The organism is Nostoc sp. DedQUE08, assembly GCF_034530895.1.
Lineage (GTDB): Bacteria > Cyanobacteriota > Cyanobacteriia > Cyanobacteriales > Nostocaceae > Nostoc.
Genome location: NZ_JAVRCD010000001.1, coordinates 114,544 through 127,873 on the forward strand (window position 1 = coordinate 114,544; position 13,330 = coordinate 127,873).

Sequence of the window (13,330 nt, forward strand, 5' to 3'; positions counted from 1 at the left end):
TGAAATTCCCAATGTAATAGCTAACAATTTCTATAGAATCGCCTGGGCAATTTGAGTATCCATCTTGGCATTTTTTACTGCTTTTGATAGGCTAGATTGATGAAAGTCATTCACTAAGTACTTCTACGAAAAGCTTATAGGAATTCTATTTTTTTTTTAAGTTCAAGATTAGCTTACTTAAGCCGAGTGAGAATCTCAGTAAACTTACTAGGATAAAGCTCAAGTCCTATATTCTGTACTAATGAATTCTGACTAATAACTAAATTAATTAATAATGAAGTGAGGAGTCACTGGTGAATTATCAGGAAAACCAAAAAGATATAAGTTTAAAAATTAAAGAAGCTAAAAGATTATTTATTTTAAGTTGTGAAATTGTAGTTTTAAGTTTTTTGAGTATTTTGCCAGCAACGGCAGCGACTGAAGAACCCGTATTAAGCGTAGTGTATGGGCAAGAAAATGTAAATCAATGGAGAGGGATAAGCGATCGCTTACAGACAACAGGAGTGAAATATTGTGTAATTTCCCTAAATGATGTCAAGAGTGGGGCAGATTGGGGCGATCGCCGCGTATTATTTTTGCCAAACGTCGAGACATTAACACCAACTCAAGCGATCGCTCTAGAAGACTGGATGAGTAAGGGAGGGCGTTTGATTGCTAGTGGGCCTGTAGGTAGTTTATCATCGCCAGGAGTACGGCAATTATTGCGATCGCTCTTGGGAGGTTATTGGGGATTCAGCCTTAGTGACACAGAACAGATTCAAGCTGCAAAAACCAGGATTCCAGAATGGGCAAATCAAACTGGACTATTTGGTAAAGTGCGCGGCGGCGTTGTGATTCCTAATGATATGGGCACTGAATCTCCTGTTGTTTGGAATTCCAAAGATAGTCCGGCCGCAGTCGTGACAACTGAGCGTTCCACCTTTTTGGGCTGGCGCTGGGGAACAGATACAGCCTCCGCAGCCGAGTTGGATAATGCCTGGTTAAAAACTACTATCAATCACTATTTAACAGCACTAGCGCCATCAAATCGCACCAAAAAAATACCAGGAGGTTCCCAAAGCTGCTCTACAACTGTTGCAGCTGCGCCCTCAGCGCCGGGGAGCACAGAGGCAGGGGGGCAGAGGGGCAGGGGGGCAGAGGGGCAGAGGGGTAGTTCATCTCCCTTATCTCCCTCATTGACTCCTCCTAAAACTGCCACTGCTCCTATACCTAGACCTTTGCCTATGGTCAAACCTCCAAGTTCTCAGGAGGCTATTGACCAATTAGAACAAGCGGTGCGTTTGGATGTTGCACCCAACTCCAACGAGCCGATTGATAACAACCAAGCGATCGCTCTCCAGCAAGAACTAGAAAATCTGATTGGTCGGGTGGAAAGCGCTCATTTAGCGGTGTTAGCTGATGCGGCTAATGTTGGCGAAACAATATCTGAGGGTGAGGGAAAACAGTTTTCTAGGAATTTGAACACCCCCCAGTCTGTCAAAGAACAGCCAACACAATTAGCCTCAACCAAACTGGGGGCGTTAGCCATAAGTAAAGACCAAGTGTTAGCACAAGCAAGGCTAATTGCTAAAAATTTACCCCAATTGATTGCTCAAAAAAACTACGCTTTGGCTCGTCAACAGTGGCTGACTGCTAAAACAACTTTGTGGCAGCAGTTTCCTGTCGATCGGAAACTAGCTCAACCAGAAATTCGCGCAGTTTGGTTAGATCGGGGAACGATTGTTCGCGCTGGTAGTAAGGCGGGACTGGCACAGATTTTTGATCGCCTCGCCCAAGCCGGGATTAATACCGTCTTTTTTGAAACTGTTAACGCTGGCTATCCAATTTATCCAAGCCAAGTCGCAAAAGAGCAAAACCCATTAATTCGTGGGTGGAACCCACTGGAAGAAGCGGTGAAACTAGCTCATGAGCGAGACATGGAATTACACGCTTGGGTGTGGACTTTTGCTGCTGGCAACCAACGTCATAATGAAATTCTCAATCTTAATCCTAATTATCCAGGGCCAGTACTGGCGGCTCATCCCGACTGGGCAAATTACGATAATCTAGGCAACATGATTCCCGTTGGTCAGACCAAGCCATTCTTCGATCCAGCTAACCCCGAAGTGCGGCAATACTTGCTCAAGCTGTATGAGGAAATTGTCACTAAATATAAGGTGGATGGTTTACAGCTAGACTACATTCGCTACCCTTTCCAAGATCCATCAGCAGGTCGAACTTATGGCTATGGGAAAGCTGCAAGAGCGCAATTTCAGAAACTTACTGGTGTAGATCCAGTGAATATTTCTCCTAGCCAAGCAGATTTGTGGCAAAAATGGACAAAATTTCGCACCGAGCAAGTTGATAGCTTTGTCGCCCAAGTATCACAGCAGTTGCGACAAAAGCAACCGAATTTGATTTTGTCGGTTGCAGTATTTCCTTTGCCAGAACTAGAACGGATTCAGAAAATTCAACAAAATTGGGAAACTTGGGCAAAACGGGGGGATGTAGATTTAATTGTTCCCATGACTTATGCTCTTGATACTTCTCGATTTCAACGACTGGCCCAACCCTGGATTGCCTCTAAACAATTGGGAGCTACCTTGTTGGTGCCGGGAATTCGCTTACTTTCTTTGCCAACCATCGGGGCATTCGATCAACTCCAGTTGGTAAGGGACTTGCCAGTTAGTGGTTATGCACTATTTGCCGCAGAAAATTTTAGCAACGATCTCCAAAAACTCTTTAATAGCACCCAAGGTAGAATTCAATCTACAACAAGTGAACCGATTCCTCTGAGTCAGCCTTTTCAAACTGCCGCCATCCGTTACACCGCGCTACAACGGGAATGGAAATTTGTTTTCCAAAATGACCAACGACCAAGGCCATCTCAGAAAATTTCAGATTTTAACAACCAGGCAGAAGTTTTACGCAGTGCTTTAAATCAGCTTGCCGCTTCTCCTTCTGCTAGTAAGTTACTCGTGGCGAGAGCATCTCTAACTCGGTTCCAGTCTCAATTTCGGGTATTGATGAGCCAAGAAATTAAGTCGAATTCTTATCAAGTCAAAGTTTGGGAAAATCGGCTCGTAACTATAGAAAGGCTATTACGTTATGGCGAACGGCGGTTGCAGTTACGTCCTTTGTGAAGAGGCAGAGAAGCGGGGAGACAAGGGGACAAGGGGACAAGGGGACAAAAGAAAACTCCTAACTCAGCACGGGCTAAACCTTAGCTTTCCGCTAACAGCACTCAAAACTGTTTTGCCCAATGCTCAATACCCAACTAGCTGGATATAAGCTAGTTTGTAATTCTTAACACACTTTTTGTAGTGTTTGTATCCCAAAAATTACTAGTTGTTTAAGGTCAAAATATTGGAAAATACTTAGATAAGCAGCTTTAGATAACTATTATTTGATGATAGCTATCGTGAAAATCTATGCAAACTTTACCTCAGTTCATCAGCCTACAAAGCTTAGAGTTAAGAATTGACTGTTTGCTCCTGATGGTTGTGTTAAAAACATCACTATTTAAGTAGATGCTATTTATACAATTAACTACGCTTACGCACTGATGTATCACAGGGTAAAAGTATCTTGTTTTTTCATCTTCGTAGGTAGTAAGGTACTTCAGCAAGCATGATATGGTACTGTTTGTAGCTTCTGAAACTAGCTTGAAAACAGCCAATACTTTTGAAGTTATGCATACCTTAGTCATGACATTTAACATGTCAGAATTTTCAAAGATAGTCTCAGTGCTATCACGGTTGTGCCAGCATCAGTTGGAACTACTTCAAGTTGTAGATAAGCAACGTAACATTGTCGGTAATATTACTCCTGAAAGCATCTATATCTGTCAAGCACTGGCACAAAAAACAGAGAAAACTAGAGGTAATGCTAGTATTGGTTCCTTGGAGGTAGAACATCAGATTTTCGTTGAGAGACAATTACTCAAGCCCCAATGGTTACTAGTACGCGCTATAGTACGTAAAGCTACGACAAGCAAATACACTCACTTCATTGAAGTTTATGAGGGAGATTTGGACTTTTACCGTAAGTCTAATAGGGTCATGCAGACAAAGAAGCCCAAATATCACATAATCATGACTGAAATGTTGAATGATGTGTTGATTATTGGCCAGTTAGAAGTAGGAAAATTAGAGTATAGACCAACATACTTCAATTTGGTTGAATACAGCCGACAATCGCCAGAACAAATACAGATGAATCTGGGCTATCGGCGCTTGATTGTTTTCATCAGTAAATATAAATTTGTAACCTGCTGCATCGATGAAAAACTTTTGGCACACATCTTGATTAACTTGTTTTCAATTTATATTAAATCTTTCTCTGATGATAGCAATTTCAAGTTGAATTTACTTAGCCAATATAGACAAACCTTATTTGAAATTAAAGATTGGCAAATTTGTATTTTCCAAGAAAATATAGGAAATATTCTTAAATCATTTTATCGCGCTATCAATGGTGTTAATATACTAGATGCTAGATTGAAAATGACAATTTTACAAAATTGTGGAGATATCTACAAAGTTAAAATACTTAAATTACAAAAAATATTTTTTTTGTAATAAGTATTACTGGATAATGTCGGAAAAGAATAAGATATAAATATGAGGTAATTTATGCCAAAAATATTAATAATAGAAGATGAAGAAGCAGTCCGGGAAAACATTTTAGATTTGCTAGAAGCTGAGGATTTTGAAACTATTGCTGCGGCTAATGGCAGAATTGGGGTAAATTTGGCTATCTCCGAAGTTCCTGATTTAATTCTTTGTGATATGATGATGCCAGAAATTGACGGTTATGGCGTGCTAACAGCATTACGTCAAGAACCATCTACGGCAACCATTCCCTTCATCTTTCTCACTGCCAAATCTGCTAAATCTGACTTCCGCCAAGGTATGGATATGGGTGCAGATGACTATATAACTAAGCCATTCACTCGAGCTGAGTTATTAAGTGCCATTATGAACAGGTTGGAAAAATACGCTACTTTAAAAAGGTATTTATCTTCTCAGACTGTCATTAATAACTTGTCTCCAAAAATGCAGTTGTTAGAAATTAGCTTACACCGAGCTATAAAACAACATAATTTTCAAGAATTTGAAATTTATTATCAACCAATAGTCGATATTACATCTGGAAAAATAGTAGGTGCTGAAAGTTTATTACGCTGGCAAAGTCCAGAGTTAGGAATGATTTATCCAACAGAATTTATTCCGTTAGCAGAGTCTACAGGTTTAATTGTTCCAATTGGGAAATGGGTATTAAAAAGGGTATGCGAACAAATTAAAAGCTGGCGTGATGCTGGAATTGATTCATTGATTGTTGCTGTAAATCTGTCAGCAATTGAATTTAATCAACCAGATTTCATTCATAATATAGTTAATTTTATATCCGTGAATAATATAGAACCACATGACTTAGAACTAGAACTCACTGAAAGTATGATTATGCAAGATGTCAATAGTGCGATCGCTACTATGAGCAAATTGCAATCCTTGGGTATAAAAATTGCGATCGATGATTTTGGTACGGGTTACTCTTCTTTGATTTATCTGAAAAACTTACCAATTAATACATTAAAAATAGATCGTTATTTTATCCATAATGTTGCTAATGATTCGCAAAAGTCAGCCATCGCTAAGGCATTAATTCAGATGGCTCACAATCTCAATTTAGATGTAGTGGCTGAAGGTGTAGAGACAGAACCAGAACTAGGTTTTTTACGCCAATACAAATGTAACTCTATGCAAGGTTTTCTATTTAGTCGTCCCTTACCAGCAGCAGAATTTGAAAATTTTTTGTTCACTAATAAATGTTTGTATGTGTAAACATTGAGCATTGGTCATCGGGAATAGAATCTAGTTACTAGTGCTTTATTTTTGAATTATTAATAGGTTGACAACTAAGAAAAATCAAACTTTTGACTGGCGACAATTATTAAGCCTCAGGTCTAGAGTAGGAACATTGTGTATAGTGTCTACCACCATGAAAGTTCCTGCGCGTTTTTTGCTGCCAGTTTTTTTAATGATTTTGGCAGCAGCCTGTAACCAGACTCGCGCTAACTCAGATAATCCCACACCTCAAAAATCCGTACCTTCTGCCCAACTGACACAGAATCCTACACAGTCGAAAAATATTGTCCGTACTGAAGTACTTTCACCTACACCAATCCGAATCAATCTAAAGAATTTACCAGCACCCTTTGCAACCGAAAGCGCCTCGAAGCGGCCTGAAGTTGTGCCTATTCCAGAAAATCCGGTGCTGCGTGTACCACCAGGCTTCACAGTAAATGTCTTTGCTGAAGGTTTAGATGCCCCACGCTGGCTAGCTTTAACCCCCAGGGGTGATGTTTTAGTGACTGAAACCGGGCAAAATCAGATTCGTTTGTTGCGTGACAGCAACGGCGATGGTGTCGCTGACGTTCGAGAAACCTTTGCTAGTAGTGATAACGGACTCAATAGACCCTTTGGAATGGCTTTTGCAGGTAATTCCTTTTTTCTGGGAAACACAGATGCTGTAGTGCGTTTTCCCTATACGAAAGAGCAAAACAAAATTACAGGTAAAGGGGAAAAAATTGCCGATTTGCCCGCTCAAGGTTATAACAACCATTGGACGCGCAATGTTGTTGTCTCGCCCGATCGCAATAAATTATATATTTCAGTTGGATCGGGAACCAATGTAGATGAAGAACCCCTACCACGGGCTTCGATACAGGTGATGAATTTAGATGGTTCTCAGCAGCAAACTTTCGCTTCCGGCTTGCGTAACCCTGTTGGTTTAGACTTTCATCCTGTAACTAAGGAACTTTATACCACTGTTAACGAACGGGATGGGATTGGTGATGATTTGGTGCCAGACTATCTGACACGCGTTAAACAAGGGGCATTTTACGGCTGGCCCTATGCTTATCTAACACCAAACAACCTCGATCCGCGGCAAAAGACGGATAACAAAAGTAAACGTCCTGATTTAGTAGCCCGAACTCAAACGCCAGATGTACTGTTTCAGGCACACTCCGCAGCATTGGGTTTGCAGTTTTATGATGGTAAAACGTTTCCCAAAAAATACCAGAACGGTGCTTTTGCGGCTTTTCGTGGTTCTTGGAATCGCGATCGCGGCACTGGTTATAAAATTGTATTTGTTCCCTTCGATGCTAAAGGGCGATCGCTTGGCTACTACGAAGACTTTCTCACAGGATTTTTGCTAAATCCTTCTGTACCAACCACTTGGGGACGGCCTGTAGGTTTACTCGTGTTGCCAGATGGCAGTTTACTACTAACAGAAGAAGCCAATAATCGGATTTATCGGATTCAGTATACGGGGGAGTGAACAATTCACGCCTTCAAACATTTAAAAATTCACGGATAGAATCTGTTGCCTCAAGTAAAGTTAGAGCAGTTGTCATCAATAGAGACGTTGTTACTGCATCTCCCTACCCAGGTTTATCTCGTTTACGGTAAATTACTGATAAATACTAATACTTATCTGGTTGAGAAATTAATTATGACTCCCAATGAAAATAATACCCAGTCAAATATCAACGAATTGTCTCCACATTCAGGTACACGATATTGGGGTGAGGTAGAGGTAATCGAGGAGGGAGAAACTTATAGAATTAGTCGTGTGGAAATTAAGCCCAGGCACGGAATTAAACCACAAATTCATTATCACCGCAATGAACATTGGGTTGTAGTTTCCGGCGTGGCGAAGGTGACTTGTGGCGATACGGAAATATTACTGAATCGAAACGAATCAACTTATGTCCCGGCTGCAACACTACATAAAGTAGATAATCCTGGGCATATTCCGCTAGTTATTCTGGAAATTCAAAATGGTGAATATTTGGGTGAGGATGATACTGAGCGCCCTTATGACTTAAATTTGGTCAAACCTGTAGCTGAAGGACAGTAAGGGCTGAGTTAGGAGTTAGAAGTTGGGAGTTAGGAATTGGAATTCAAGTGATTAATACCCAATGCCCAATGCCCAATGCCCAAATCAAAACCACCCTTCTTGTTCCAGCGTTTCAATCAACTGTAAGCCACGGGGATCGCCCACTCCTAACAGTGAGGCTTTAGCGTCTTCTCGCACTCCCAAATCTTGGTCTTCGGCAAAGGCTTGAATTAGGGCATCGATCGCTGTGGCATAAACTACATTAGAAGGTAATTCGCGGCACAGTTGACCGATTGCCCAAGCACTGTTACTCCGCACTGCTGCCACGGGATCTTGGACTAAGGCTTCAATTAATGGTGGTATTGCGCCTATCACTGCTTCATAACCGACTTCTGCCATTTGTGCTAAGGCGCTAGCAGCCCACAAACGCACTGCGGAAATGTCGGTTCTGAGAGCGTTTGCTAAAGGTGCTAAAGAACGGCGATCGCGACAGTTTCCTAAAGCCCAAACTACACCTTTACGCACATAGCCATTCCAATCACTGTTTAGTTGAGCAATTAACGGACTCACTGCTTCTAAACTGGGATTGCGTCCGATGCCATAAGCTGCACTTACCCGCACCAAGGGACAGGTATCAGTTAACAGGCGAATCAGATGGGGGGTAGCACGGGCATCTTCTATATCACAAAAAGCACGTGCTGCTAACATTCTTTGCTGGGGCTGGGGATTTTCCAGCAAGGCTAGCATCACTTCTGGATCGGGCTTGGCCACAACTGATTCGGCAGTTAGCGGCTCTATTTTATCTAAGGGGCTTTCTAGCTCCTCCTCAATATCCAGTAGGCTTAGATCGTCTTCGTCATACATAATTTGATTTCAATCCCGAAAAGGGATTAACACATAATCCCCCGCGCTAATAAGTTAAAGCTTTATCTTTATATTTATATATATTAGTTGGGTTCTTATACATTTTCCTTTCTTCCTCGTTGAGTTTTATGCAAACGAGAACCTCCATAACTCAGATGCAACAGTATATTATCGCTATCCTTGAGTTTATTTTTCTGCACTCAGGAATTTTACCATCCATAGGGATTGGGTTTGATAGCCTAACTGATTATAAAGATTCAATGCGGGTTTGTTTGATTGAAATACTTGCAGTCCAATCTGGCGATCGCCTCTTTGAATAGCCCAATTTTCCACATATTCCATTAAAGCTGTACCAATACCCCACCGCCGATGTTCTGGTACAACGTAGAGAATAAAGATGTGAGCATGACGGTTCCCATGTACTTGATCTATGGCATTGCCCACCCAGAGGCAGGCTATGGGGGAATTGGGCGTTGGGAATTGGGCATTGGGAATGGGGCATGGGGCATTGCTTATTCTTCTTGTCTCCCTCATCTCCCCCTGCTCTCCCTGCTCCCTGCTCCCTGCTCCCAGCTCCCCCTCCTCTTCTACCCACCACAAGGGCGTATCGCTAGAAAAGTATTGCTTAACTGTTTGCTCTAAGTGGGAAAAATCCTCGTTGGGAAAGAGATCCTGGTAAGTTCGCTGCATGAATTTGAGCAGCAGCGATCGCTCTAAAAGGGAGCCACGGCGAATAATGTATCCAGGTAATAGTTGCTCAGACACTACTGATATTTATTGACTTAGCTAGATCGCGTTATGTGTTGCTGGAGGTAAATCAGTTGGAGTAGGTTGAGAAGTTACCTGTACCTCTTCAATTGGTGCGGGTGCTGCCATATCGGATGGTAAAAATATCCGGGCGCTGACTGCCACTAGGGCAAAAACAAATACTAGTACTACAAGCAGTGGGGCGATGTATTGACGAAAAATAGCCATATTTTAATTGCAAGAAGCTAGGAACTTTTATGAGAACCTAGCTAAAGATTTGTGAAGTATTCTTGATTGATTTTAGCAATTTTTTGTAGATGGGAATGGGGCATTGGGAATTGGGCATTAGGGATTAATTATTCTTCTCTGCTCCCCTGCTCCCCTGCTCCCCTGCCCCCCTGCTCCCCTGCCTCCCCTGCTTCCCCTACTCCCTCTGGCGATCGCTTTCCAAGTCATCAAGTACTCTTTCGCAATACCAGTTCTCCGGCATCCCAGGATAAGTTTCCTTTGCCTGTTCAATTAACCGTTCGGCTGCGGCAGTGTCACCAGATAATTTAGCTATTAGCCTGTTTTTGAGATAGCTATCAGATAAACCCTCCTCTACCTGGGTTGGTATCCCTTGATTGATGGTTGATGGAGTTGATGGCCGGGATTGTTCTCTTCGCAATTGCCAAAATAAAACGTAATAAAGCGTACCAAAAATTAAAATTAGGCTGAGTGTTCCAAAAAAAGTTAAGAGGTTAAATGCTAAAAATCCTAGAACTAACTGCGAGAGAACATAGCCAAGTAATAAACCAGTCAGTAAGAGGATGAATGTGCCGACAGCAATAACTACTTGATTCCCCATATATCCTCTTCTTCGTCCTCAAGTCCTGGTCTGGATACTGCCACTGGCTGAGGGTTCCAGGGGGCAAATACTGGCAATAGGAATAGTCCTGGTACAGCGGCGGCGATGGTAATTAAGAAAAATATAGGCCAACCCGTGCTTTGGGCGATCGCGCCTCCAGGGGCCGCCAGAATATCACGACTGACAGCCATTAAGCTGGATAACAAAGCATATTGGGTAGCGGAAAATCGCTGGTTACAAAGACTCATCAAAAAGGCAACAAAGGCTGCTGTCCCCAATCCACCACAAAATTGTTCTACGTTGATGGCAAGTACCATAGCTTGGTAGTTTTGACCGATATATGCTAGAAAAAAGTAAGCTAAATTACTTACTGCTTGTAGAATACCAAAAACCCAAAGCGATCTATTGATGCCAATAGCACTCAAAATTGAACCACCTGCTAAAGCGCCAACAATCGTCGCAATTAACCCCATCCCCACTTGAATTGCCCCAATGTCGGTTTTGGTAAAACCAGTTTGCAGCAAAAAAGGCGTGGTCATATTGCTCAACAAAGCATCGCCTAGCTTGTATAGAGTGATGAATGCAAGCATTAAAATAGCTTTGATAATCCCTTGACGCTGAAAAAATTCCTGAAACGGCAAGATGACAGCATCAGCAAGAGAACTTGGAGGGCTAATTTCCTGGGGTTCTGGTGCGAACAAGGTGGCAAGAATACCAATTACCATCGTTCCTGCCATAAACAAGTAAACCGATGACCAAGGCAGTTTGTCAGCAAGTATCAAAGCTAAAGCACCTGCGACTAATAGGGCAATTCGATAACCTAAGATAAAAACTGCTGCACCAGCCCCCATTTCTAGTTTTTCCAAAACGTCGGTACGGTAGGCATCAGCAGCGATATCTTGAGTTGCACTGATAAAAGCGATGACTATGGCGTTGATGGCTAGTAGCTGTAATGCTTGTTTGGGTTGTTGGAAAGCCATGAATGCGATCGCTATAATCAAAGCAATCTGCGTCAAAATTAACCAACCCCGTCTTCGTCCCAAAATTGGTAAGCTGAATCTGTCCAGGAACGGCGACCACAGAAACTTCAAGGAATAAGGCAAACTAGCAAGGCTAAACCAACCAATAGCGGCTAAGTCTACCTTTTCTACGGTCATCCAAGCTTTTAAGGTATTACCAATTAACAATAATGGTAAACCCGATGAAAAACCTAAAAATAATAAAGCCGCCATCTTGCGACTACCGAAAACTCCCAGCAGCGATTTAATTTTCCTCATATTCTCAACTTTTTGCCTCTTTTGAGGAAATATCAATAAAATCCAACGAGGAAATGTAAAAGCATATCATGTAACTATTACCTATAAAGGTTTGAATTATCCGAGCGGCAGCAGTTCCTTATATAATCCCGATCGGGGATTGGAATTTGCTACAGCAGCTGTGTAATTTATCGCAAATATGACAAACTACCAAGATTTACTTGGGTTAAATACAAATTCAGGATAACCTTATAGGTCAGCGTTTTCTTAACTTTCTTAAATTGGATAAACCTGATGCCCTCTGATTTCGACTCTGTGGGCAGCTAGGCATTTTTTCCAACCTTCACGAGTGCCGATGTCGCTTTTGTCCTTGAGCAATCCTAATTCCTGTTCTTGTTGGGTGAGTTTAGCAAATTCTTCGTAGCCTGGGTAGTTGCCGATCACAAATGTTTCCTTTCGGTGCAAAATCGGCGGATTTGCCCTAGTTCCATAGTCTCGATGAGTGACGAATAGGGTTTTTAAATCAATACCAATGCTGGCTTTTAATGCCGGATGAGGATCGGTGTCGAATTCGGGGTAAGACAGATAGGATATTTGCAGCTTATCAGTGTGATATTTGATTAATGTGGCTTCATCGACACGCCCAATGGTACGGCTAGCGCAACCTTCACAAATTCGCAGTACTGGGTCAAGTGCTGCTAGTGCGGAAACATGGACGTAAAGCGCACCGCGCGTATGTTTACCAATTTTGCTTTTTTCGCAAGCAGTTTGAATTACTCCAGATTTACCCAAGCTGAAAAGCTTTTGATCGGCTACAAGGCACGCTTCCTCGTAGCTACTAAAAAAGGCTTTGATATCGTGACGCATTTCTGGAGCTAGTTTTTGCCATGCGGGACGTTTATCAAAGTGAGTCAGGGCGAGATAAACTTGGATATCCAGAGAACGACGATAAGCGATCGCATCCCATTCAGCCTCATCAGTAGCTTGCAAAACTACACCAAAGGCGCGGCGAAAGTTACCAAATTCCCTCAGTAATTCTTGCTCATTTTCCAATTCGCCTTTCACAGGTAGTCTACCGCGCTTGGTAAAAAAAGCCATGAGTGGTTGCAGTTGTTCTTGATAATCTTCAAACCGCTTAGTGGGGATGCGGACTCGCGGTGTAGAAGTGGTAGAAAAAAAGCGGATAGCTTTGTAACTTTCTTTTTCAGCTTCATCTCGAAAAACAAAGTAAACGCCTAATGCGATCGGCACTGCATCTACATTTAGGACTTCATCAATATAAGTTTTGAGTTCTTGTTGTTCGTAATATTTCTGGAAAGTATTGCGGCGCGTCACAATGCCATCATTGTAAGCAAGTTGGGTTTTGCTGGGAGCGTTAATTAGTATTTGAGCCGCGACAATTAAAACTTTCCCGGTGAGTTCCCAAGCTTGGATTAGGCTTTGACGGCGTTCCTCTGAGTCTTCAATGACGTTGAGGACATAGCCCAAGTTGACCACATCGGCGGGGGTGCGTGGGACATCGGGATAGTAGTAAGGGTCCCAGCCTGTACTGGTGTAGCCTAAGTTTTTAACTCGTTGGACATCACCACCATAGCCGCAACCGTAATCAAAAAAAGTGGTGTCTGGATTCAGGATTGCCCATTCTATTGCCAATCGCACGGGGCGAGATAAATCAGTGCGAGCGATCGCAGCTCTATGACGCTCAATTTCTAGCGCTTCAGGCATAATA

Annotated in this window: 11 protein-coding genes; 5 read left to right on the forward strand and 6 right to left on the reverse strand. The window is 42.3% G+C overall.

Translation table 11 applies throughout. The features are described from left to right. The first annotated feature begins 290 nt into the window (after window positions 1-290). The 5 genes from RMY64_RS00450 (at window position 291) to RMY64_RS00470 (ending at window position 7,908) form a co-directional block, all read left to right on the forward strand. Entirely contained in the window at window positions 291-3,122 is a 2,832-nt protein-coding gene (locus RMY64_RS00450) for a family 10 glycosylhydrolase (protein ID WP_322699083.1), read from the forward strand. A gap of 492 nt (window positions 3,123-3,614) precedes the next feature. Further along, window positions 3,615-4,559, forward strand: a complete 945-nt coding sequence (locus RMY64_RS00455; protein ID WP_322699001.1) for a hypothetical protein — start codon at window positions 3,615-3,617, stop codon at window positions 4,557-4,559. Between the two features lie 54 nt (window positions 4,560-4,613). Further along, a complete protein-coding gene (locus RMY64_RS00460; RefSeq protein WP_322690565.1) occupies window positions 4,614-5,825 on the forward strand; it encodes an EAL domain-containing response regulator in 1,212 nt (403 codons plus the stop codon). Between the two features lie 157 nt (window positions 5,826-5,982). Then, window positions 5,983-7,326, forward strand: a complete 1,344-nt coding sequence (locus tag RMY64_RS00465) for a sorbosone dehydrogenase family protein (RefSeq protein WP_322699084.1) — start codon at window positions 5,983-5,985, stop codon at window positions 7,324-7,326. Window positions 7,327-7,500: 174 nt separating this feature from the next. Next, window positions 7,501-7,908 (forward strand): phosphomannose isomerase type II C-terminal cupin domain, encoded by a 408-nt coding sequence (locus RMY64_RS00470; RefSeq protein ID WP_322669909.1) that lies wholly within the window; start codon window positions 7,501-7,503, stop codon window positions 7,906-7,908. Window positions 7,909-7,992: 84 nt separating this feature from the next. Here the strand turns inward: RMY64_RS00470 and RMY64_RS00475 are convergent, their stop codons facing one another. From RMY64_RS00475 to RMY64_RS00500, 6 genes are all read right to left on the reverse strand, one after another. Then, a complete protein-coding gene (locus tag RMY64_RS00475) occupies window positions 7,993-8,751 on the reverse strand; it encodes a HEAT repeat domain-containing protein (protein ID WP_322685136.1) in 759 nt (252 codons plus the stop codon). A gap of 186 nt (window positions 8,752-8,937) precedes the next feature. Further along, the gene (locus RMY64_RS00480; RefSeq protein ID WP_322699002.1) at window positions 8,938-9,516 is read right to left on the reverse strand and encodes a GNAT family N-acetyltransferase; all 579 of its coding nucleotides are present in this window, start codon (window positions 9,514-9,516) and stop codon (window positions 8,938-8,940) included. Between the two features lie 21 nt (window positions 9,517-9,537). After that, window positions 9,538-9,726: a hypothetical protein gene (locus RMY64_RS00485; RefSeq protein WP_322669912.1), complete on the reverse strand. Its 189-nt coding sequence runs from the start codon at window positions 9,724-9,726 to the stop codon at window positions 9,538-9,540. A gap of 196 nt (window positions 9,727-9,922) precedes the next feature. Then, entirely contained in the window at window positions 9,923-10,345 is a 423-nt protein-coding gene (locus RMY64_RS00490) for an ABC transporter permease (protein ID WP_322665288.1), read from the reverse strand. Beyond that, on the reverse strand, window positions 10,330-11,622 hold the full coding sequence (locus RMY64_RS00495) for an AmpG family muropeptide MFS transporter (RefSeq protein ID WP_322699003.1): 1,293 nt from the start codon (window positions 11,620-11,622) through the stop codon (window positions 10,330-10,332). The genes RMY64_RS00490 and RMY64_RS00495 overlap by 16 nt, the downstream gene beginning before the upstream one ends. A gap of 255 nt (window positions 11,623-11,877) precedes the next feature. Beyond that, window positions 11,878-13,326 carry a DNA phosphorothioation-associated putative methyltransferase gene (locus tag RMY64_RS00500; RefSeq protein WP_322699004.1) on the reverse strand — a complete coding sequence of 483 codons (1,449 nt, stop codon included), beginning with the start codon at window positions 13,324-13,326 and terminating at the stop codon, window positions 11,878-11,880. Window positions 13,327-13,330 lie beyond the last annotated feature (4 nt).